Annotated in this window: 21 protein-coding genes; 15 read left to right on the forward strand and 6 right to left on the reverse strand. The window is 69.4% G+C overall.

All coding sequences use genetic code 11. The annotated features are described in order from the left end of the window. Positions 1-4: 4 nt before the first annotated feature. A complete protein-coding gene (locus tag ACWEOI_RS11105) occupies positions 5-1,654 on the reverse strand; it encodes a purine-cytosine permease family protein (protein ID WP_433668717.1) in 1,650 nt (549 codons plus the stop codon). Between the two features lie 196 nt (positions 1,655-1,850). Here ACWEOI_RS11105 and ACWEOI_RS11110 point away from each other — a divergent pair, with 196 nt between their 5' ends. Then, a complete protein-coding gene (locus ACWEOI_RS11110; protein ID WP_433668718.1) occupies positions 1,851-2,288 on the forward strand; it encodes a VOC family protein in 438 nt (145 codons plus the stop codon). A 51-nt stretch (positions 2,289-2,339) separates the two neighbouring features. On the opposite strand, the gene ACWEOI_RS11115 is transcribed toward ACWEOI_RS11110, so the two are convergent. After that, positions 2,340-2,843 (reverse strand): DUF2505 domain-containing protein, encoded by a 504-nt coding sequence (locus ACWEOI_RS11115; RefSeq protein WP_433668719.1) that lies wholly within the window; start codon positions 2,841-2,843, stop codon positions 2,340-2,342. Positions 2,844-2,882: 39 nt separating this feature from the next. Between ACWEOI_RS11115 and ACWEOI_RS11120 the strand changes: the two genes are divergently transcribed. The 4 genes from ACWEOI_RS11120 (at position 2,883) to ACWEOI_RS11135 (ending at position 9,900) form a co-directional block, all read left to right on the forward strand. Next, positions 2,883-3,401 (forward strand): DUF3592 domain-containing protein, encoded by a 519-nt coding sequence (locus tag ACWEOI_RS11120; RefSeq protein WP_433668721.1) that lies wholly within the window; start codon positions 2,883-2,885, stop codon positions 3,399-3,401. 9 nt (positions 3,402-3,410) lie between these two features. Further along, positions 3,411-4,124 carry a demethylmenaquinone methyltransferase gene (locus ACWEOI_RS11125; RefSeq protein WP_433668722.1) on the forward strand — a complete coding sequence of 238 codons (714 nt, stop codon included), beginning with the start codon at positions 3,411-3,413 and terminating at the stop codon, positions 4,122-4,124. A 144-nt stretch (positions 4,125-4,268) separates the two neighbouring features. Continuing rightward, positions 4,269-8,708, forward strand: coding sequence for a molybdopterin-dependent oxidoreductase (locus ACWEOI_RS11130; RefSeq protein ID WP_452359499.1), 4,440 nt, complete (start codon positions 4,269-4,271; stop codon positions 8,706-8,708). Positions 8,709-8,826: 118 nt separating this feature from the next. After that, a complete protein-coding gene (locus ACWEOI_RS11135; RefSeq protein ID WP_452359500.1) occupies positions 8,827-9,900 on the forward strand; it encodes an alpha/beta hydrolase in 1,074 nt (357 codons plus the stop codon). Between the two features lie 4 nt (positions 9,901-9,904). On the opposite strand, the gene ACWEOI_RS11140 is transcribed toward ACWEOI_RS11135, so the two are convergent. After that, positions 9,905-10,939: an aldo/keto reductase gene (locus ACWEOI_RS11140; RefSeq protein WP_433668726.1), complete on the reverse strand. Its 1,035-nt coding sequence runs from the start codon at positions 10,937-10,939 to the stop codon at positions 9,905-9,907. An 85-nt stretch (positions 10,940-11,024) separates the two neighbouring features. Here ACWEOI_RS11140 and ACWEOI_RS11145 point away from each other — a divergent pair, with 85 nt between their 5' ends. Next, positions 11,025-11,657: a TetR/AcrR family transcriptional regulator gene (locus tag ACWEOI_RS11145; RefSeq protein ID WP_452359501.1), complete on the forward strand. Its 633-nt coding sequence runs from the start codon at positions 11,025-11,027 to the stop codon at positions 11,655-11,657. Between the two features lie 64 nt (positions 11,658-11,721). On the opposite strand, the gene ACWEOI_RS11150 is transcribed toward ACWEOI_RS11145, so the two are convergent. Then, positions 11,722-12,300, reverse strand: coding sequence for a TIGR03086 family metal-binding protein (locus ACWEOI_RS11150; protein WP_433668729.1), 579 nt, complete (start codon positions 12,298-12,300; stop codon positions 11,722-11,724). A 173-nt stretch (positions 12,301-12,473) separates the two neighbouring features. Here ACWEOI_RS11150 and ACWEOI_RS11155 point away from each other — a divergent pair, with 173 nt between their 5' ends. Together ACWEOI_RS11155 and ACWEOI_RS11160 are read left to right on the forward strand one after the other, a co-directional pair. Then, positions 12,474-12,707 carry a hypothetical protein gene (locus ACWEOI_RS11155; RefSeq protein WP_433668731.1) on the forward strand — a complete coding sequence of 78 codons (234 nt, stop codon included), beginning with the start codon at positions 12,474-12,476 and terminating at the stop codon, positions 12,705-12,707. Positions 12,708-12,795: 88 nt separating this feature from the next. Continuing rightward, on the forward strand, positions 12,796-13,050 hold the full coding sequence (locus ACWEOI_RS11160; RefSeq protein WP_433668733.1) for a hypothetical protein: 255 nt from the start codon (positions 12,796-12,798) through the stop codon (positions 13,048-13,050). Here ACWEOI_RS11160 and menD read toward each other — a convergent pair. Next, positions 13,047-14,681, reverse strand: a complete 1,635-nt coding sequence (menD, locus tag ACWEOI_RS11165) for a 2-succinyl-5-enolpyruvyl-6-hydroxy-3-cyclohexene-1-carboxylic-acid synthase (protein ID WP_433668735.1) — start codon at positions 14,679-14,681, stop codon at positions 13,047-13,049. The two genes, ACWEOI_RS11160 and menD, sit on opposite strands and share 4 nt — an antisense overlap. Positions 14,682-14,769: 88 nt before the next feature. Here menD and ACWEOI_RS11170 point away from each other — a divergent pair, with 88 nt between their 5' ends. Then, on the forward strand, positions 14,770-15,597 hold the full coding sequence (locus ACWEOI_RS11170; RefSeq protein WP_452359502.1) for a siderophore-interacting protein: 828 nt from the start codon (positions 14,770-14,772) through the stop codon (positions 15,595-15,597). A gap of 101 nt (positions 15,598-15,698) precedes the next feature. On the opposite strand, the gene ACWEOI_RS11175 is transcribed toward ACWEOI_RS11170, so the two are convergent. After that, entirely contained in the window at positions 15,699-16,145 is a 447-nt protein-coding gene (locus tag ACWEOI_RS11175) for a DUF6918 family protein (protein ID WP_379275930.1), read from the reverse strand. A gap of 351 nt (positions 16,146-16,496) precedes the next feature. On the opposite strand from ACWEOI_RS11175, the gene ACWEOI_RS11180 reads away from it, so the two are divergent. The 6 genes from ACWEOI_RS11180 to menE all read left to right on the forward strand — a co-directional run bounded on the left by ACWEOI_RS11180 (position 16,497) and on the right by menE (position 21,039). Further along, positions 16,497-17,390 (forward strand): 1,4-dihydroxy-2-naphthoyl-CoA synthase, encoded by an 894-nt coding sequence (locus ACWEOI_RS11180; RefSeq protein WP_357281816.1) that lies wholly within the window; start codon positions 16,497-16,499, stop codon positions 17,388-17,390. A 73-nt stretch (positions 17,391-17,463) separates the two neighbouring features. Next, positions 17,464-17,856: a VOC family protein gene (locus ACWEOI_RS11185; RefSeq protein WP_433668740.1), complete on the forward strand. Its 393-nt coding sequence runs from the start codon at positions 17,464-17,466 to the stop codon at positions 17,854-17,856. 91 nt (positions 17,857-17,947) lie between these two features. Then, positions 17,948-19,162 (forward strand): inorganic phosphate transporter, encoded by a 1,215-nt coding sequence (locus tag ACWEOI_RS11190; protein ID WP_433668742.1) that lies wholly within the window; start codon positions 17,948-17,950, stop codon positions 19,160-19,162. Between the two features lie 9 nt (positions 19,163-19,171). After that, on the forward strand, positions 19,172-19,441 hold the full coding sequence (locus ACWEOI_RS11195) for a hypothetical protein (RefSeq protein WP_379275923.1): 270 nt from the start codon (positions 19,172-19,174) through the stop codon (positions 19,439-19,441). A 94-nt stretch (positions 19,442-19,535) separates the two neighbouring features. Then, complete coding sequence (locus ACWEOI_RS11200; RefSeq protein WP_433594772.1) at positions 19,536-19,844, forward strand: DUF3349 domain-containing protein; 309 nt, start codon at positions 19,536-19,538, stop codon at positions 19,842-19,844. A 58-nt stretch (positions 19,845-19,902) separates the two neighbouring features. After that, positions 19,903-21,039: an o-succinylbenzoate--CoA ligase gene (menE, locus tag ACWEOI_RS11205; RefSeq protein WP_433673497.1), complete on the forward strand. Its 1,137-nt coding sequence runs from the start codon at positions 19,903-19,905 to the stop codon at positions 21,037-21,039. The last annotated feature ends 140 nt before the right edge of the window (positions 21,040-21,179 follow it).

A 21,179-nucleotide genomic window follows, 5' to 3' on the forward strand; every position in this document is an offset into this window, starting at 1 on the left:
GGTCTCATCGAGACGGCAGCACGTGGATTCCGGTCTTGTCGGTGGAGAGGGCCAGCGAGCTGATGTACTGGATCTCGCCCTCCGGTCCCGCCACCGCCGAGGCGATCATGTCGGGGCGCTCGAACTCCATGCCGGTGACGACGCAGGTCAGCGTCTCCCCCGACGGGTTGCCGTGCTCGTCGAACATGGGCAGGTCGATGCCGTCGTGGTCGCGTCGCAGGTAGTACTTGCCCTTGGTCAGGACCGCGGTCAGCGGGGTGGCCAGGAACGAGACCACCACGGCCACGATCGGCGAGTACGGCTTCAGGGTCTCACCGAACAGGCCGAAGAAGGTCATGATCGACAGCACCGCCGACAGGCCGAAGCCGACCAGTCCGACCGGGTTGAAGTCGTAGAGCATGCCGCGGCGGAACTCCGGCTCCTTGGGCGAGAGCTTCAGCACGTATTTGTTGATCGCGATATCCGTTGCGACGGTGACGATCCAGGCGATACCGCAGTTGGCGTAGAAGCCGAGGATGTTGTTGAGGAAGTCGAACATGTTGGCTTCCATCAGGATCAGCGCGATGGCCAGGTTCAGGCCGAGGAACACGATCCGGCCCGGGTAGTTCTTGGTGACGCGGGTGAAGGAGTTGGTCCACGCCAGCGAACCCGAATACGCGTTGGTCACATTGATTTTGATCTGGCTGATCACGACCAGCACCACGGCCAGGGTCATGGCCAGCCAGGACGGCATCATGTCGCGGTAGATCTCGAGGAACTGGTGCACCGGCTGATTGGCGATGTCCTGCGCGCCGGGCAGGTTGGCGATCAGGTAGACCGCCAGGAACAGGCCGACGACCTGCTTGATGGCGCCGAACAGCACCCAGCCCGGTCCGGCCAGCAGCATCCAGCCCCACCACTTGCGGGCGTTGTCCGGGGTGCGGGGCGGCATGAAGCGCAGGTAGTCGATCTGCTCGGCGATCTGGGCGATGAGCGAGAGGCAGACGCCGGCGGCGAGCAGCGCGCCGGACAGGCTGACGCCCTTGCCGTCCTGGCCGCCGTAGGACAGGAAGGCGCCCACCGAGTCGGGGTGGCGGACCAGTAGGAAGCCGAACGGCAGCACCATCAGGATCAGCCACAGCGGGGTGGTCCACACCTGCAGTTTGGCGAGGGTGTTCATGCCGTAGATGACCAGCGGGAAGATCATCACCGTGGACACCAGGTAGCCGATCGGGAGCGGCACGTGCAGGCCGAGTTGCAGGCCCTGCGCCATGATCGAGCCCTCGAGCGCGAAGAAGATGAAGGTGAAGGAGGCGAACACGATGTTCGTGACCACCGACCCGTAGTACCCGAAGCCGCTGCCGCGGGTGATCAGGTCCAGGTCGACGTTGTAGCGGGCCGCGTAGTAGGCCAGCGGGAAGCCGGTGATCATGATGACGATCGCGAAGATGCCGATGCCCAGCAGCGCGTTGCCGGTGCCGTTGGCGATGCCGATGTTCGCGCCGATGGAGAAGTCGGCCAGGTAGGCGATGCCGCCGAGCGCCGAGACGCCGACCACCGCCGGACTCCATTTCCGGTAGCTGCGGGGCGCGAACCGCAGCGTGTAATCCTCCAGCGTCTCCTTGGACGCGGCCACCGCGTTCGCCGTGGGGGTTTCGACTTGAACCACCGGCACTCCTCGTTCGGGCTCGTCGCGAGCTGTTTTCCGATTCGAGGGTGCGCAGTGATTGTTGATCTTGGCTTTCCGGCCGATTGCGCGGCTGTTACGGCAGCCTCACTGAGGTTCCGAGTGTGTGAACTCAGCAATCCGGGCGTGAATCGCGCAATTTCGGAGAAGCCCGCGGCGGGGGCTCGTCCATAGCCTGGAAACCATGACGACCATTACCAATGTCTCGCTCGTGACCGTCTATGTGACCGACCAGTCGGCCGCCAAGGCCTGGTACATCGACAAGCTGGGTTTCGTGGAGGGCAGCGATGTCACCATGGGCGACAACGGCTTCCGCTGGGTGACGGTGGCGCATCCGGATCATCCGGAGCTGGAGGTGACGCTGATGATCCCGGGTCCCCCGCTCGACGACAATCTCGCCGAGGCCGTCCGCCGGTCGCTGGCCAACGGCACGCACGGCGCGCTCGGCCTGCGAACCGACAACTGCCAGAAGACTTTCGACGAGCTCACCGCCAAAGGCGTGGAGTTCGTGCAGCCGCCCGCGGAGCGCCCCTACGGCGTCGAGGCCATCATCCGCGACAACTCCGGCAACTGGCTCGTACTCACCGAGCCTCGCGAGTTCGATCCGAACTTCGGGCAGTAGCGACCGGGACCGTGGATGCGGGACCACCCCCGCATCCACGGATAACCGGGATCAGGCGTTCTGCGCGGCGAACCAGGTTTCGACGGACTTGCGTTCGCTGTTCATGACCTTCTTGAGCAGGTTCTCGACCAGGGGTTCGATGGCGCCGCCGACCAGCGGGACCTTCACGTCGACCGTGCCGGTGACCTCGATCTCGGAACCCTCTGCGGTGGGCCGCAATTCGAACGCGCCCGCCATCTCGGTGGTGATGCCGCCGGAGCGGCCGCTGAAGCTGCCCCGCGCGACACCGTCGGTCAGCGGACCCCAGGAGTCGGTGCGCTCGAGCATGAGCTCGCTCTTGAGGACCTTCTTGACGATGCCGGGAATCTGGTCCTCGGGCGCCTTCTCGGTCATGTGGATCTGGATGGTGCCGGGCCCGTCCGGGTGGGTGAGCTCCAGCTTGGCGGTGGGCGCCGCGGCGAAGCGGGCCTGCCACATCTCGTCATTGTTGAGTGCCCGGTGAAGCTCTTCGACCGGGATGCTGTACTGCACGGTGAAGCTGAATTTTCGGGACATGGCGAAGACCGTAGCCCAGCGATGGAATAGCCTGCTGAAGTGTCGGAAACTAGCCAGTCTCCCAGGACTGAACAGCGGCAGGCGGTTCGGTGGCGGCGGACTCGGCTCGGGATCGTCATCGCCGCGGCGACGGTCAGCTTCCTGGCCGTGCTGCTGGTGCTCGCGGCCTGGCGCGACGACCATCTCATCAATAGCGATCGGGGCGTGACCAGCGCCGAAGTGCTCTCCGCGGGCACCCTGCGGTCCGCGGTCATCTTCGTCACGCCCGACGGCGAGACCCACAATCCGAAGACCGGCGTGCTCTACCCGACCAAACTGACCGTCGGCGAGCGCATCAATGTCGAATATCGGCGCAGCGACCCCGATCTGGTTCGGGTGGCGGGTCGCGATGCGCGGGTCGCCGTCATCCCGGCGCTGTCGGTGATCGTGGTCGCCTGGGCCATCGCCATCCCCGCGCTCTGGCTGCTCGGCTCGCCCCCGACCCGCTGGTATCGCGCCGTGCGGGCGCGACTGCGCGGCGAGCGGACGCGATCGTCGCGCGACCACGTGGCCGGTTAGGGTGCGAAGGTGGCGAAAATCAGGCAGCGGGAGTCTTTTCGGGCCCAGCTGGACAAGCAGCCGAACGAAGTCGCGTCGATGTTCGATGGCGTGGCCAAGCGGTACGACATCACCAATACGGTGATGACCGGCGGCATCGACCGGTACTGGCGGATGGCGACCCGGAAAGCCCTGGCGCTGCGCCCCGGCGAGCGGGTGCTGGATCTGGCCGCCGGAACCGGTGTCTCGACGGTGGAGCTGGCCAAATCCGGGGCCTGGTGCCTGGCCGCCGACTTCTCCCAGGGCATGCTCGCGGCCGGACGCTGGCGCAATGTGCCCATGGTCGCCGGTGACGCCATGGCCCTGCCCTTCGCCGACGACTCCTTCGACGCCGTCACCATCTCCTACGGGCTGCGCAATGTGTCCGACCCGGACCTGGCGCTGCGCGAGATGCTGCGGGTGACCAAGCCCGGCGGGCGGCTCGTGGTGGCCGAGTTCTCCACCCCCACCCTGCCGCCGTTCCGGACCGCCTACATGGAGTACCTGATGAAGGCGCTGCCGCGGGTGGCCAGCGCGGTCAGCTCCAACCCGGACGCCTACGTGTACCTGGCCGAGTCCATCCGGGCCTGGCCCAACCAGCCGCAGCTGGCCCTGCGGATCGCGGACGCGGGCTGGTCGGCGGTGAAGTGGCGCAATCTCACCGGCGGCATCGTGGCGCTGCACCGCGGCTACAAGCTGGGCTGATACCCGCCGCCGGCCTGTGGCGTTGCTCACGGTAGCGTCCCGACCTGCGCCTCACAGCCGCGAAAAACGGCTGTGAGGTGGATTGTCATCTGCCGATAACGTTCGGTAAATCCCCCGCAACTCGGGGTGGCTTAACTCGGAACCATGCCCGAACAGCCGACGCCCCCGACGAGCACCCGGACCGCGTGCTCGTACTGCGGGGTGGGCTGCGGCATCACCGTCGAAACCAAGTCCGGCCCGCTCGGGCTGCCGGTGATCGCCAAGGTCAAGGGCGACAAGGACCACCCCGTCAATGCCGGGCGGCTGTGCACCAAGGGCAATACCCACGCCGAGCTGATGGCCGCGCCCGGCCGCATGGAGACCGCCTACCGCCGCCCCGAACGCGGCCAGCCGCCCGTGCCCATGCCGGTCGACGAGGCCGTTCACGAAGCCGCCCAACGGCTTCGCGTGATCCTCGACACGCACGGACCGGACGCCGTCGCGCTGTACGTATCCGGTCAGCTGTCGATCGAGGCCCAGTACCTGGCCACCAAACTCGCCAAGGGCCACCTGCGCACCGTGCACATGGAAGCCAATTCGCGGCTGTGCATGGCGAGCGCGGCCAGCGGCTACAAGCTGTCGCTGGGCGCGGACGGGCCGCCGGGCTCCTACGACGACCTCGACCACGCCGACCTGTTCTTCGTGATCGGCGCCAATATGGCCGACTGCCACCCGATCCTGTTCCTGCGCATGGCCGATCGGCTCAAGGCGGGCGCGAAGCTCATCGTGGTGGACCCGCGGCGCACCGACACCGCCGCGCGCGCCGACCTGTTCCTGCAGATCAAGCCGGGCACCGATCTGGCGCTGCTGAACGGGCTGCTGCACCTGCTGGTCGAGAACGGCGACATCGACGCCGACTTCATCGCCGAGCACACCGAGGGCTGGGAGGACCTGCCCGAATTCCTCTACGCCTACACCCCGGACCTGGTCGCCCAGGTCACCGGACTCGCCGAGGCCGACATCCGCACCGCCGCCGAGTGGATCGGCGCGGCCGGCGAATGGATGTCGCTGTGGACCATGGGGATCAACCAGTCCACGCACGGCACCTGGGCCACCAACGCCATCATCAACCTGCACCTGGCCACCGGCGCCATCTGCCGCACCGGCAGCGGGCCGTTCTCCCTCACCGGGCAGCCCAACGCCATGGGCGGACGCGAAATGGGTTACATGGGACCGGGACTGCCCGGCCAGCGCAGTGTGCTCGCCGACGCCGACCGGGCCTTCGTGGAAGCCGAATGGGGGCTGGAACCCGGCACCATTCGCGCCGAGCCCGGCCCCGGGTCGATCGAGATGTTCCGCGGTCTGGCCGACGGGCGGATCAAGGCCTGCTGGATCATGTGCAGCAATCCGGTCGCCTCCATGGCCAACCGGCGCACCGTGATCGCCGGGCTGGAAGCCGCCGACCTGGTGATCGCCCAGGACGTGTACACCGACACCGCCACCAACGCCTACGCCGACCTGCTGCTGCCCGCCACCCTGTGGGCGGAGGCCGATGGGGTGCAGGTGAATTCGGAACGCAACCTGACCCTGCTGCAGCGCTCGGTCGAGCCGATCGGCGACGCCCGGCCGGACTGGCAGCTCATCGCGCAGATGGCGACGGCGCTCGGCTTCCCCGGCTTCGACTACGCCTCCAGCGCCGAGATCTTCGACGAGATCCGCCGCTTCGCCAACCCGGCCACCGGATACGACCTGCGCGGCATCGACTACGACCTGCTGCGCGCCGGGCCCGTGCAGTGGCCGTGCCCCGATCCGGCCCGGCGGCGCAACCCGATTCGCTATGTGAACGACGGCGTCAGCCAGACCCGCTTCACCGACGCGGAGGGGAACACGCCGCGCCTGGCCTTCGCCACCGCGAGCCGCAAGGCCGTGTTCTGGCCGCGCCCGCACCTGCTGCCCGCCGAGATGCCGAACGAGGACCACCCGTTCGTCCTCAATACCGGCCGCCTGCAACACCAGTGGCACACCATGACCAAGACCGGGAAGGTGGCGAAACTGAACAAGCTCAACGGCAAGCCGTTCCTGGAACTGCATCCCGACGACGCCGCCCGCCTCGAGGTCCGCGACGGCGACCAGCTCGAGATCGCCTCCCGCCGCGGCCGCGCCGTACTGCCCGCCCTGCTCAGCGACCGCGTCCTGCCCGGCAGCTGCTTCGCGCCCTTCCACTGGAACGACGAACAGGGCGAATACCTGACCATCAATGCCGTCACCAATGACGCGGTGGACCCGATCTCGCTGCAACCGGAGTTCAAGGCCTGCGCGGTGCGCCTGCGCAAGGTCGCGGCGCTGAGCACGGCGACGACCGGCGACCCCGAGACGGAAACGGATGCCGCCGAACGGGTTCCGTCCGCACCCGAGAGCGGCGGCGCACCCGTGCCCGCGTCCGGCGTGGCCCTCGGCGGCCCGCATCCGCTGGCGGTCATGCTCGGACTGGAGACCGCCACCGCGCCCACGCTCAGCGAGGTCGAGCGCATCTACCTGGGCGGGTATCTCGCGGCGCTGCAGAGCCTGCCGGTCAGCGGGGTGCCGGTGCTGCCGGCGACCGCGCCGATCTCCGAACGCAGCCGGGCGTGGATCGACGGCCTGCTGGGCGGGATGTACTCCCGTGGCGCGCAGCCGCTCCCGGCCGGGTTCGCGGCGGATTCGATCGGCTTCGCGGCGGACGTGAGCACGGATTTCACCGGCCGGTCCGAGGGCGGCGAGAGCGCGGAGGCTCCGGCGCGGACCGTCACGATCCTGTGGGCCTCGCAGACCGGGACCGCGGAGGATCTGGCCGCGGCCCTGACGACTCATCTCGTGGAGTCGGGCTTCGCGCCGCGGCTCCTGGACATGGACTCGGCCGAATTGTCCGATCTCACCGGCGATGTGCTGGTCATCAGCAGCACCTTCGGCGACGGCGGGCCGCCGGACAATGGCGCGGACTTCTGGGAACGATTGAACGACAGCGCGATCCGGCTGACCGGGATGCGCTTCGCGGTGTTCGCACTCGGCGACTCCGCCTACGACGACTTCTGCGGCCACGGCCGGAAGCTGGACGAGCTGCTCGCCAAGCGCGGCGCGACCCGCTTGCTGCCCCGCGTGGACAACGAACCCGACCACGAGGACGCGTCCGCGGCCTGGTTCGACGCCGTGACCGGCGTGCTCGCGAACGCGGCGGGCGACACGGCCATCGATGCCGGGAACCGAGGCGGGTCCGGGGCGGGACCGCGAGGCGGAAATTCCACGCCGCCCTTCGGCGCTCCGGGCGGCCGAGGTTCCGGCGGGACGTCCGTTGGCGACACACCTACCTGGAACGCCGCCGGTAGTTACGACGTGCGTGGCGGTGTGGGCGCCTCGAGTCCGCTCGGACGCGGTGCCGGCGGGCCCGGAAGCGCCCGGGGCGCAACGGCTGTCGCTCCGGGTCGGGCACGCGCCGCGGCGCCTTTCACCCGGAATTCTCCGGTGCTCTCGAAACTGGTTCGCAATGAATTGCTTTCCCGCGAAAGCTCCGGGAAAGAGGTGCGGCAGTTCGGATTCGATCTGAGCGATCCGGAGACCACCTACGAGGTCGGGGATTCGCTGGGCATTCGGCCCGCGAATTGCGAGTCGCTGGTGCGGGAATGGCTGGCGGCGACCGGTCTCGAGGGGCACCGGCTGATCGAGATCGACAATGGCGAGGTTCCGCTGGCCGAGGCGCTGCGCACGCATTACGACATCACGCGGGTGAGCGCGGATCTGTTGTCGTTCGTGGCCGAGCACAATGCCAATCCGCGGCTGGCCAAGCTCTTGCGGCGCGACAATCGCAATGAGCTGGACGGATATCTGTGGGATCGGCAGGCGGTGGACGTACTGCGCGATTTCCCGGTGCGGGCCGATCTGGTGGAGTGGCTGGGCACGCTGAAGAAGCTGCAGCCGCGCCAGTATTCGATCTCGTCGAGTCCGCTGGTGAGCCCGGACGAGGTGCAGCTGACGGTCGGCGTGGTGCGCTACGGCGATCCGGCGGCGATCGGGTCGGCGGCCCGGCGCGGCGGCGTGAGCTCGACCTTCCTGGCCGATCGCGCGGACGCCGAGGTGCCGATCTTCCTGCAGCGGGCCCCGCACTTCCGGCCGCCGCTGGACCCGACCGCGCCGATGATCATGGTGGGCCCGGGCACCGGCATCGCGCCGTTCCGCGGCTTCCTGCAGGAGCGCCGGGCGCTGGGGTGCACGGGCCGCAACTGGCTGTTCTTCGGCGATCAGCACGCGAAGGACAATTTCTATTACCGGGCCGAGCTGGAGGACATGTTCCGCTCCGGTTTCCTGACCCGGCTGGATCTGGCGTTCTCGCGCGATCAGCGGGAGCGGATCTACGTGCAGCACCGCATGATCGAGCACGGCGCGGAGTTGTGGGCGTGGCTGCGCGAGGGCGGGCATTTCTACGTGTGCGGTGACGCGGCGCGAATGGCGAAGGATGTGGACGACACCCTGCTGAAGATCGCGCGCATTCACGGCAAGCTGAGCGAGGACGGCGCGCTGGCGTTCAAGAAGCAGCTGGTGGCGGAGAAGCGGTACGTGCGCGACGTGTACTGACTGGTTCGATTCCGGCACCCGGAATGTGAAACTGTGGTATTTGTAACTCGCCCGTCCAGTCTCACAGGCGGGCGAGCCGTCCCCGCGACGGCTGCCAGCAGCACGAAGGGCCGGGAGCGTGAACGGTCGGATCAGTCGAATCACCGGACGAATCGCGGTGGCGGCCCTCGCGGCCGCCGCGACCCTGAGCCTGGGCGGCGTGCCCGCCGGCGCGGAACCCACCACCCCCGCCGCCCCGGTCGCCCCCGGCGCCAGCGTCCCCGACTTCAAGACCGAGGACGGCTCCTACATCAAGAGCGTCGCGGCCACCGACAGCCGCCACGTCGTCTTCACCGTCTACTCCGCGGCCATGAACCAGACCTTCCCGGTCGACGTGCAGCGCCCCGAGAACATCGACGACGCCCGCCCCACCCTGTACCTGCTCAATGGCGCGGGCGGCGGCGTGGACGCCGCCACCTGGCAATTGCGCACCGACGCACTGGATTTCCTGGCCGACAAGAACATCAATGTCGTGCAGATCATCGGCGGCGCGTTCACCTGGTACACCGACTGGGCGCAGGCCGACAAGTCGCTCGGCGTCAACAAGTGGTCCACCTACCTCGGCAAGGAACTGCCGCCGCTGATGGACGCGGCGCTGGGCAGTAATGGCAACAACGCCATCGCCGGGATCTCCATGGCCGGTCTGCCCGTGCTGAACTCGGTCATCTTCAATCCCGGCCTGTTCAAGAGCGCGGCCGTGTACAGCGGCTTCTTCCAGACCATGACGCCGATGGGCCGCGAGGCCATCAAGATGGTCACCGAGATGTACGGCGGCGGCAAGGTCGAGAACATGTGGGGCCCCGAGGGCAGCGCCCAGTGGGCGGCCAACGACCCCACCCTCAATGCCGAGAAGCTGCGCGGCACCAACCTTTTCATCTCCACCGGCAACGGCATCCCGGGCGCGTTCGACATGCCCGGGGCGCGCGGCCGCATGGAGAAGCCCGAGGACACCGCCAAGACCGTCGCGCTGGGCTCGCTCATCGAGGCCAATTGCGAACTGTCCACGGTGATCCTGCAGAAGCGCCTGGAATCCATGCGCATTCCCGCGACCTTCGAATTCCGCAGCAGCGGCACCCACATCTGGGGCTACTGGCAGGACGACCTGAAGGCGTCGTGGCCGGTGCTCGCGCAGGGTCTGTTCCCGCCCGCGTAACCGCCTACACGACAGGCGGATTGACGCGCGCGAAGTCCCCCAGCCGGTAGTACGGGTAGTAGGGGTAGGGCGGCGTCACCGCGCTCGCCTTGTCCAGCCGGGCGATCTGCTCGGCGTCGAGGCTCCAGCCCACCGCGCCCAGGTTCTGGCGCAACTGCTCCTCGTCGCGCGCGCCGACGATGACGGTGGCCACGGTCGGGCGGCGCAACAGCCAGTTCAGGGCGATCTGCGGGACGGTGCGGCCGGTTTCGGCGGCGATCTCGTCGAGCACGTCGACCACGTCGTAGAGCAGCTCGTCGTCGACGGGCGGCCCGGCCTCGGCGGTCTTGTGCAGGCGGCTGCCGGGCGGAAGCGGTTGGCCGCGACGGATCTTCCCGGTGAGCCGCCCCCAGCCGAGCGGGCTCCAGACCACCGCGCCGACACCCTGGTCCAGGCCCAGCGGCATGAGCTCCCATTCGTAGTCGCGCCCGGCGAGCGAGTAGTAGACCTGGTGCGCGACATAGCGCGGGAAGCCGTGCCGGTCCGCGGCGGCCAGGGATTTCATCAGCTGCCAGCCCGCGAAGTTGGAGGCGCCCACGTAACGGATCTTGCCGGAGCGCACCAGCGAGTCGAGGGCCGAGAGCACCTCCTCGACGGGGGTGCCCGCGTCGAAGGCGTGCAGCTGGAACAGGTCGATGTGCTCGACGCCGAGCCGGCGCAGCGACCCCTCGACCGCCGAGATCAGCCGGGTGCGACCGGATCCCGCGTCGGCCGGGCCCGGTCCGGTGGGCAGGGTGGCCTTGGTCGAGATCAGCACGCGGTCGCGGCGGCCCCGGATCGCCTCGCCCAGTACCTCTTCCGAGGCGCCGTCCGAGTAGACGTCGGCGGTGTCGAACAGGGTGACGCCCGCGTCCAGGCTGATGTCCACCAGGCGGCGGGCCTGGGCCGCGTCGGTGTCGCCCCAGGCCGAGAAGAGTTCGCCGCGGCCGCCGAAGGTGCCCGCGCCGAAACTCAGGGCCGGGACCAGCAGGCCGGATGCGCCGAGCCGACGGTATTCCATGATCACCACTCCTAACGGAACCACAGTTTCATTAACACCGAGGACGCTACACTCGTCTCGCCGCAAACGGAACTGGAGACCCGTTATGAATCAGGACACAACGAGCCCCGGCTCGGTCCGCCCCGGTGGACGCACCGCGCGCGTCCGCGAATCCGTGCTGCGCGCCGCGGGCGACCTGCTGGCCGAATACGGCTACGCCACCCTCGATCTGGCCGAGGTCGCGGCCCGCGCCGAGGTCGGCAAGACCACCGTCTACCGTCGCTGGCGCAGCCCCGCCGGACTGGTCGCGGACCTGCTCGCCGATATGGCCGAAACCTCACTCCCCCACAGCGATACCGGCACCCTGCGCGGCGACCTGCTCGCCAATGCGCGGCTGGTCGGGAAGACCCTCACCGACCCCCGGCAGGGCCGCCTGTTCCGGGCCGTCATCGCGGCCGCCACCAGCGACGACACCGCCGCCGCGGCGCTGCGCGCCTTCTACGACACCCGGCTCACCGAATGGTCGCCGTGCGTCGAAGCCGCCGCCGCCCGCGGCGAGGTTCCGGCCGGAACCGACCCGCGCGCAGTGCTTTCCGCCGTCTCCGCCCCGCTCTACTACCGCCTGCTGGCCAGCGGCGACCCGGTCGACGAGGCCACCGTCACCGCCGCGGCGACGGCCGCCGCCCTCGCCGCCGAACAGGGCGTATTCGTCTCCGGCACCGGGCGATCCGCGCCCTGAGTCTGCCGTCTCGGATCGTGGGCGCGACCCCTCGCCGCGCCCACGCCCCGGCTCCGAGCCCCGATCAGTCCCGGGTCCAGGCCGGATCGCGGCCGGTCAGTCCCAGGACGCGGTCCAGCAGCGGCGCCTCGGCCGGAATATCGACCACCGGCCCGAAGAGTCCCGGGATGCCCTCCCGCGGGGTGTCGCGCAGCATGCCCAGCAGCACCGCGAGATCCGCGGCGGCCGGGTCGTAGGGACGCGCCGCCGCGCGGGCCAGATCCCAGCCGTGCACGATCAGTTCGTCCAGCGCGAACTCGGCCATCGTCCGAGCCGGGGCGAGGACGCCGCCGACCTCGGTCTCCCCCGACCACGCGGCCGGTTCGCGCCAGGCCGCCACCAGCGCCTTCAACTGCGCGGGAACGCGGTCACGCCAGTCCTCGGGCAGGGTCCCGACACCGGGCTCGGGCGGCTGCGAGCGGCCGATCATCTCCTTGGTGGCGCCCTGCCGGAAGCCCTCGGTGAAGCCGAGCACGTGGACCAGCATGTCGCGAACGCTGATGCCGGACGGCGTGCGGCGCTCGAGGTCGGCGTCGGAGACGGCGGCGACCACCGCCTCCAGCCCACCCGCGGCGGCTTCCAGATCGAATTCCGGAGTGGTCATGGTTCCTCCCGGAGGCATGCCGAACCGCCGGTGCGGCCCGGTCGGTCATAAGGACGGCGCGGGGCCGCGGAATTCATCGCCGGCCGCGCGAATGTGCTTGCACCGCCGCGTCGCAACCGGTTCGTTAGGTGCGATCAGCGGCGAAAAGCGCTGGTGGGGAGGAGAATTGATAGATGAAGGGTGATCGTGTGGAGATCGTCGTCGACACCGGCGACGGGTCTCGGAACTACGAAATCGTGGCCACCAGAGCGGGCCGCCGCATCGAAACCCGCATCGCGCGCGGGATTGTCGAAGTCAGTGAGGTGACCAGAACCGGGGGGCCGGTACGTACTGCCCGCTTCATGGCCGGGCGGGTGCTCGCCCTCGTGGAGCATCCCGCCGACGACGGCCCGCAACCCGGCGAGTGACGCCCGGCGGCGGTTGCCGAACGCGGTGAGCAGGGGCATTCTCGAAGGTGGCCGCCTGCACGACCCCACCGGCAGAGAGGAGCCAGCGATGATCGATCGAATCGACGCGGTGCCCGAGGCCGACTACGTCGAACAGCACATCCCCGCCTTCCCGGCGGACGAGCCCTACCCCGATACCGACGCCTACCCGGACCGCGACGTCCTCGCCGACCGGGTCCTCCAATCCGACTCCGAGATCACCCCGCTGCCCGCCGACGACAACGGCTGGACCGCGTCCGAAGGCGACCTCGTCGAGCAGGCGATCCCCGTCCCCATGGGTGACGACTGGGACCTGCCCGGCTAGTTCGACACTCCCGCGCGCACGGTGGCGTGCAGTTCCCGCAGGCTCGACCGCTCGGTCGCGACCTCGAGCACCCGGATGCCGTGCGCGCGCCCGGTCAGCTCGTCGGCCAGCTGGGACGGGTCGACCTGGCGGTGCGGAATCCGATAGGCGGCGCACAACGCCGCCAGATCCATGCCGTGCGGGGTGCCGAAGACCCGCTCGAACACGCCCGCGTACTGCGGGTCGCCCTGTTCGAGCAGTTCGAAGATGCCACCGCCGTCGTCATTGGCGACCACGATGGTGAGATCCTCCGGCCGCGGCTCGCCCGGGCCGATGAGCAGGCCGGACGCGTCGTGCAGGAAGGTCAGGTCGCCCATCAGCGCGATGGTGCGGCCGGGATGGGTGAGTGCCGCGCCGACCGCCGCCGAGACGGTGCCGTCGATGCCGGCCACGCCGCGATTGGACAGCACCCGGATGCCGGGGCGCGGGTGCGCGACCAGGGCCGCGTCGCGCACCGGATTGGACGCGCCGAGCAGCAGCTGGTCGCCGTCGTGCAGGGCGCCGAGCACCACCGCCGCGACGTGCAGACCGGTCGGCTTCGGGTGCCCGGCCAGCTCGGCCCGCACCACCGACACGGCCTTCTCGTTCAGATCCCGGCACAGCTCCAGCCATTCCGGCCGGGGCGCGCCGTGCGTCACCGCGCGGGTGCCGGTGCCCACCACATTGCCGGAGACATCGGGCCAGCGCGGGCCCGTGGTCAGCGCGAACACCGTGACCTCCGGATCGGCGAGGACCTTGGACACCTGCCGGTGCAGGGTCGGCCGCCCGGTGATGATGGCCTGCTTCGGCCGCAGCAGCGGCAGGGCCAGCGGGTGCAGGGCGGGGCCGTGCATGGGCGCGGTCGGCTCGGCCACGGTCGGCAGCGCCGCGAGTTCGGGACGATGGCCCGCGCCGTGACCGGAGATGACCACGGTGTCCTGGGTCAGGTCGATGTCGAGCGGCACGTCCAGGGTCGCGTATTGGGTTGCGGTCCAGGGCTGTTCGCCCGCCCGGCCGGCGGGCAGCGAGTCGCCGGCGGCCAGATCCGGGACCAGCGGTTCGCGCAGCGGGATGTCGAAGTGCACGGGTCCGGCATTGCCGGAGCGGGTGCCGCGGGCGGCGGCCAGCACCCGGCACACCGCCGAGCGCCACACGCTGTTCTGCTTCGGGTAGAGCTCGGCGCCGGGTTCGTCCTCGGCCAGGCCGAGGCTGATGGCGGCGCGCACCTGGCTACCGAACAGACCGAACTGCTCGACCGTCTGGTTCGCGCCGGTGCCGAGCATCTCGTAGGGCCGGTTGGCGCTGAGCACGATCAGCGGGACGCGAGCGTAGTTGGCCTCGAGCACGGCGGGCCCGAGATTGGCGACGGCGGTGCCGGAGGTCATGACGACGGGCACCGGGCGACCGCTCGCCACGGCCAGGCCGACGGCGAGGAATCCGGCGCTGCGCTCGTCGATGCGCATGTGCAGCCGGATCTTCCCGGCCTGGTCAGCGGCCTGTAAGGCGAAGGCCAGCGGTGCGTTTCGCGATCCCGGGCACAGGACCACGTCTCGCACTCCGCCGCGCGCGAGCTCGTCGACGACGACGTGCGCCTGTGCTGTCGATGGATTCACGCCTCCAGCCTCTCAGACAGCCCGGCCCGGCGCTGCGTCGGCCCGATCACACCTATACCGAAAAGTTAGGGTTTGCTAACCTAATCGAATGGCGAAGCGCAGCAAGCATGTCAAGCCCGAACACCGGGAAATCCTCACCGCCGAAGTTCTGGCCAGCAAACGGATCAGCCCGCACTTCGTGCGGGTCACCCTGGGCGGACCGGGCCTGGCGAGCTTCACCGCCATGGGCTTCGACCAGTGGTTCCGGCTCTTCATGCCCGGCCGCGACGGCGACCTGCGCCTGCCCACCTCGGCCACCAATCTCGGCTGGTACGCGCAGTACCTGATGATGGGCAAGGAACACCGGCCGCTGGCCCGCAACTACACCGTCCGCGACTACCGGGCCGCCGGATTCGGCGAATTCGGCAGTACCGCAGAGATCGACGTCGACTTCGCCATCCACGGCGACGACACCCCCGCCTCGGTGTGGGCGAACACCGTCACCCCGGGCTGCAAGGCCGGACTGCTGGACGAGGGCATCACCTTCCAGGCCCCCGATCACTGCGAGTGGACGCTGCTGGTCGGCGACGAGAGCGCGCTGCCCGGCATCGCGGGGGTGCTGCGCTCGCTGCCGCGCGAGGCGAAGGGCGCGGCCTACATCGAGATCCCGTCCGACGAGGACAAGCAGGAACTGGGCGAACCCGCGGGCGTCACCGTGAACTGGCTGGTCCGCACCGACGCGCACGGCGAGGTCGGGGTGCTGGCCGCGGAGGCCGTGCGGCAGGCCGAGATTCCCGGCGCCGGCGTCTACGCCTTCGTGGCGGGCGAGCAGAAGTTGGCCGCCGGCGTGCGGCGGCATCTCGCGCAGGAACGCGCGATCCCGAAGGCGGACATCACCTTCACCGGCTACTGGCGGGTCGGCAAGTCCCAGGGATGAATCGGTCGCGAGTGCCCCCGAACCACCTCGCGGGCATTCGCACATGACCTCGATACGGACCCCGTTCGCGGCCCCTCGTCGGGCCGCGAACCGGTCAGTTTTTAGCCAGCGTGACGCTGAACCAGCTCACCCAGACGCGGAAGCGCCTCGGCGACATGCTTCTTCGCCGACGACCGCATCGAGTTGTAGACCTTGGTCAGCGCCGGACGCGACGACGACTCGGCCCGCGCGTCGGTGACCGACAGGAGCGCGTCGGCGACCTCGTCCTGCTTGGACACCAGCAGGTCCGCGAACGAACCCGTGCCGCCGTTCTGGTACTCGGCCCAGTACGGCTCGAGCTGCTCGACGAACTTGGGCACGAAGGACTCCAGCGCGTCACCCACGATCGAGGGGCTGACCTTCTTGATCGCGGCGTAGCCGCCCTTGACGACCAGGCCCGACGCGCCGCCCTTGTCCGACACCTCCTCGTCCAGAACCTTCTCCGCATCCGCGATGAAGGCGGGACGCTTGGCGTCATCGAGCAGGGATTCAGACAGTGCTGCAACCACTTTCAGGTTCCTCCGGATAGTTTTTCGATGAACGAGCGCACGCAACTATACGCACCGGTGTCCCCGCACACACGATGCCAATGCGCTGCTACTGCCACAGCAGCAACAGCACTGTAAAGCACCCGCAATCGATTGGCAGCGTTTCACTTTCGGCGACTGTTCCCCGGTCGTTCATTTCCCCGCTGGTAACAAGTGACCGCTTTGGCCTTCGGATGGTCCATCGGCTAATGATCAGCGCCCTTGCCGGATGGCCGAATTCCGCTGCCGCAATTCCGGGCGACCTGCGAAACACCGCGCCGAACTGCGGTGGGTCTTCACCACGGCGAGAGCCGGAACAGTATGTTCACTCCCGTGACCTTCAATGCGACGCTGTGGCGGCCCGTTCCGGGATTCGAGAACCTCACCGACATCACGTACCACCGGCACGTCGAGCAGGGCACGGTCCGGATCGCCTTCGATCGCCCCGAAGTCCGCAACGCCTTCCGGCCGCACACCGTCGACGAGCTCTACCGCGCCCTCGACCACGCCCGGATGACCTCCGACGTCGGCGCGGTCCTGCTCACCGGCAACGGCCCCAGCCCCAAGGACGGCGGCTGGGCCTTCTGCTCCGGCGGCGACCAGCGCATCCGCGGCCGCAGCGGCTACCAGTACGCCTCCGGCGAGACCGCCGACACCGTGGACGCCGCCCGCGCCGGACGCCTGCACATCCTCGAGGTGCAGCGGCTCATCCGCTTCATGCCCAAGGTGGTCATCGCCCTGGTCAACGGCTGGGCCGCGGGCGGCGGGCACAGCCTGCACGTGGTCTGCGACCTCACCCTCGCCTCCCGCGAGCACGCCCGGTTCAAGCAGACCGACGCCGACGTGGGCAGCTTCGACGGCGGCTACGGCAGCGCCTACCTGGCGAAGATGGTGGGACAGAAGTTCGCTCGCGAGATCTTCTTCCTGGGGCGGCCGTACACCGCCGAGGAGATGCACGCCATGGGCGCGGTCAACGCGGTCGTGGATCACGAGCAGCTGGAGGACGTCGCGCTGGAGTGGACGGCCGACATCCTGGGCAAGTCGCCGCAGGCCATCCGGATGCTGAAGTACGCGTTCAACCTTCAGGACGACGGACTGGTCGGTCAGCAGCTGTTCGCGGGCGAGGCGACGCGCCTGGCCTACATGACCGACGAGGCGGTCGAGGGCCGTGACGCGTTCCTCGAGAAGCGCGACCCGGACTGGACGCCGTACCCCTACTACTTCTGACGCTCCGGAACTCGCGGGCCCCGCGCCCCCGAACCTTCGGGTGCGGCAAACGACAAGCTGTCATGCTGCACTCATGGAGATACTGAGCAGTCGGGTCATTCTCCGGCCGAGCGATTACGAGCGAACCCTGGCCTTCTATCGGGATGCGCTGGGGCTGGCCATCGCTCGCGAGTATCCGGGCGGGACGGTCTTCTTCGCCGGGCAGGGACTGCTCGAGGTGGCCGGGCACGGGCGCGCGGGCGACGCGCCGAGCGGGTTCGCGGGGGCGATCTGGTTGCAGGTGCGTGACTGCGACGACGCCGCCGCGGAACTCGCGCTGCGCGGGATCGCCATCGACCGCGCGCCCGTGCGCGAACCCTGGGGACTGATCGAGATGTGGCTGCGCGACCCGGACGGCGTGCCGCTGGTGCTCGTGGAGATCCCGGCGGATCATCCGATCCGGCGGGACATCCGGGGCGACGACTGAGGCTCCACGGGCCTTAGCACGAAGGTAACTGTGAAACACGTCCGGGGCACCGGTTAACAGACCGTAAAGACCATGACGCAAACTGATCGGTGTGTCTGCCGAACTGCTCGTTCTGCTGATCGTTGTTTGCACAGCCTTGGCGTTCGACTTCACCAACGGATTCCATGACACCGCGAACGCGATGGCTACCTCCATCGCCACCGGGGCGTTGCGGCCGCGTACCGCCGTACTCCTGTCCGGGGCGCTGAATCTCATCGGGGCCTTCCTCAGCGTGGCCGTCGCGGCGACGGTGGCCTCGGGCATCGTCGACCTGTCGGAGGTGAGCGGGCGGGCCCTGCTCGACATCGTCTTCGCGGGTCTGGTCGGCGGCATTCTGTGGAATCTGTTCACCTGGCTGTTGGGTTTGCCGTCCAGTTCCTCGCACGCCCTGTTCGGCGGCATCATCGGCTCGACCCTGGCGGCCCTGGGCCTGCACGGCGTGATCTGGACCGCGGGCAGCAAGGGCGTCATCGCCAAGATCATCATCCCGGCGGTGCTCTCCCCCGTCGTGGCCGCGCTGGTCGCCTCGGCCGCCTCCTGGCTGGTGTACCGGATCACCCGCGGCAGCAACGAGAACACCGTGTCCCGCGGCTTCCGCTGGGGACAGATCGGCACCTCCTCGCTGGTCTCGCTCGCGCACGGCACCAATGACGCGCAGAAGACCATGGGCATCATCTTCCTGGCGCTGATCGCGCACGGTTCGGCCAAGGCCACCGATCCACTGCCGCTGTGGGTCATCGTGTCGTGCGCCGTCGCCATGGCCGCGGGCACCTGCCTGGGCGGCTGGCGCATCATCCGCACGCTGGGCAAGGGCCTGGTCGACATCGCGCCGCCGCAGGGCTTCGCCGCCGAATCCACCAGTGCGGCGATCATTCTCACCTCGGCCCACTTCGGCCTGCCGCTGTCCACCACACAGGTGGTGACCGGATCCATCCTCGGCTCCGGCATCGGACGGCCCGGCGCGGAGGTGCGCTGGAACGTGCTCGGCCGCATGGTGGTCGCCTGGGTGCTTACCTTGCCGCTGGCCGGTGTGGTCGGCGCGATCTGCTGGGCCATCCTGCACGGCATCGGCGGCACGGTCGGCGTGCTGGTGGTGTTCGGGCTGCTGATCGCCATGGCCGCGCTCATCTGGTACCGCTCCAAGCGCGCGGTGGTCAACTCGCACAACGTCACCGCCGACTGGGAGGGCGCGCCCGCTCCGGCCGCCCCCGCGGCGCCCGCGTCCGCGCAGCCCGAGCGCAATGACGACACCGTCGGAATCGGCTAGGAGACCGCGATGCACACCCTGCTCTCCAACCTCTCCGACCTGTGGCGAGTCGTGCTGGCCGCCATGCTCTTCGGGGCCGGGCTGCCCACCGTCTTCGCCGTCGGCATCCGCTGCCGCGCCCGCGTCGACGACGGCGCGACCGGGGCCACCCGCACCGCCGCGCTGGTCGCCTCCACCCTCTGCTTCGCGGTGGTCATGATCGCGGTGGTGGTCGGTGTGCTCTTCATCGCACGCGGCTTCCTCGCCACCCGACTCGGAATTCACCTGCTCGGCGCGTGACGCCGCCTCATCGAAAGGCACGCTCGTGAGTACCCCCGAACAGCCGACCCCGCCCGTCGCCGACCCGGCCCCCGCCGCGCCGCCGCGGCAGAACGTGCTGCAGAAGGTGCTGGACTGGCTCAAAGCCGGATATCCACAGGGCATCCCGCAGTCCGATTACGTGGCGTTGCTGGCCGTCCTGCACCGGCGGCTCACCGACTACGAAGTGCACCTGGTGGTGGAGCGACTGGTCCGGGACCGGGTCGCGACCCCGGATATGGATCGCGAGGACATCGAGCGCGCCGACATCGAGGCGGCCATCGCCCGAGTTGCCAAGGAGCAGCCCGGCGAGGACGATATCGCTCGGGTGGCCTCCCGGCTCGCAGCCGGTGGTTGGCCGCTGGCGACACCGACGTCCGACTGACCGCACTAGACGGAATGACACGATCGCGACTGTGAGCAATACCCTCCGAATCCTTCCCATGCCCACCGGCGCAGCGGTGGGCGAAGTATTGCCGCATCTGCGAGAAGCCTTGGAGGGCAACGGCCCGGCCTGGCTGCCCGTCCCCACCGCCGACCGCCGCGAGACCCAGCGCCTGAGTTCCAGCCTGCGGCCCGGCGAGGCCATCGACGAGGAAGTGGCCCTGGTGGTCACCACCTCCGGCACCACCGGAAACCCCAAGGGCGCCATGCTCAGCGCCGCGAATCTGCGGGCCAGCGGCGACGCCACCCACGAGCGTCTGGGCGGTCCCGGGCAGTGGCTGCTGGCGCTGCCCACCCATCACATCGCGGGGATCCAGGTGCTGCTGCGCAGCATTCTGGCCGGAACCGAACCGACCGTGCTCGACGTCTCCGGCGGCTTCCTGCCCGAGGCCCTGGTCGGCGCGATCGCCGGCATGCGCGGCCCGCGCCGCTACACCTCCCTGGTCCCCACCCAGCTGATCAAGGCCCTCGACGAGCCCGCCGCCACCGCCGCCCTGGCCGGACTCGACGGCGTACTGGTCGGCGGAGCCGCCACCCCGAAACCCGTGCTGGACCGGGCCCGCGCCGCCGGCATCACCGTCTTCCGCACCTACGGTATGAGCGAGACCTGCGGCGGGTGCGTGTACGAGGGAGTACCGCTGACGGGCACCGAAGTACGCATCGAGGACGGGCGGGTGCTGCTCGGCGGCGACATGATCGCCAAGGGCTACCGCAATATCTCCGACCACCCCGCCTTCGCCGAACCCGGCTGGTTCCGCACCGAGGACGCGGGGTTCGTCGAGGACGGCGTGCTCACCATCACCGGCCGCCTCGACGAGGCCATCATGACCGGCGGGCTGCTGGTCATCCCGCAGGTCGTCGAGGCCGTGCTGATCACCCACCCCGCGGTCTCCGAATGCGTGGTCCTCGGCCTGCCCGACGACCGGCTCGGCCAGCGGGTGGCCACCGCCATCGTCCCGGCCCCGGGCGCGATCGCCCCCACCCTCGACGAACTGCGCGACCACGTGGTCGCCGAACTCGACGCCATCGCCGCCCCGCGCGAGCTGGCGGTGCTCGACGAACTGCCGCTGCGCGGGCCCGGCAAGCCCGACCGCGCCGCGCTCCGCCAGCTCCTGCTGGCCGCCTCACCCAACTGACGCTCGACCGATCCGGGCCCGCCCATCCGCCGATGGACGGGCCTTTTCGCTGCTCAGGGCCCTCGCGACACCCCATGCAAGCGGCGCTTGCGTCGGCTCGCGACGCCCTTGCGTGCGCGTGCAATCGCCGTGCAAGCGGG

This window comes from Nocardia sp. NPDC004340 (assembly GCF_053602575.1).

Excerpts from the sequence above, each read along its gene's own strand:
- ACWEOI_RS11110 (WP_433668718.1), top strand. The coding sequence starts at position 1,851 with ATGACGACCATTACCAATGTCTCGCTCGTGACCGTCTATGTGACCGAC.
- ACWEOI_RS11115 (WP_433668719.1), bottom strand. The coding sequence starts at position 2,843 with ATGTCCCGAAAATTCAGCTTCACCGTGCAGTACAGCATCCCGGTCGAA.
- ACWEOI_RS11130 (WP_452359499.1), top strand. The coding sequence starts at position 4,269 with ATGCCCGAACAGCCGACGCCCCCGACGAGCACCCGGACCGCGTGCTCG.
- ACWEOI_RS11140 (WP_433668726.1), bottom strand. The coding sequence starts at position 10,939 with ATGGAATACCGTCGGCTCGGCGCATCCGGCCTGCTGGTCCCGGCCCTG.
- ACWEOI_RS11145 (WP_452359501.1), top strand. The coding sequence starts at position 11,025 with ATGAATCAGGACACAACGAGCCCCGGCTCGGTCCGCCCCGGTGGACGC.
- ACWEOI_RS11150 (WP_433668729.1), bottom strand. The coding sequence starts at position 12,300 with ATGACCACTCCGGAATTCGATCTGGAAGCCGCCGCGGGTGGGCTGGAG.
- ACWEOI_RS11155 (WP_433668731.1), top strand. The coding sequence starts at position 12,474 with ATGAAGGGTGATCGTGTGGAGATCGTCGTCGACACCGGCGACGGGTCT.
- ACWEOI_RS11160 (WP_433668733.1), top strand. The coding sequence starts at position 12,796 with ATGATCGATCGAATCGACGCGGTGCCCGAGGCCGACTACGTCGAACAG.
- ACWEOI_RS11170 (WP_452359502.1), top strand. The coding sequence starts at position 14,770 with ATGGCGAAGCGCAGCAAGCATGTCAAGCCCGAACACCGGGAAATCCTC.
- ACWEOI_RS11185 (WP_433668740.1), top strand. The coding sequence starts at position 17,464 with ATGGAGATACTGAGCAGTCGGGTCATTCTCCGGCCGAGCGATTACGAG.
- ACWEOI_RS11195 (WP_379275923.1), top strand. The coding sequence starts at position 19,172 with ATGCACACCCTGCTCTCCAACCTCTCCGACCTGTGGCGAGTCGTGCTG.
- menE (WP_433673497.1), top strand. The coding sequence starts at position 19,903 with ATGCCCACCGGCGCAGCGGTGGGCGAAGTATTGCCGCATCTGCGAGAA.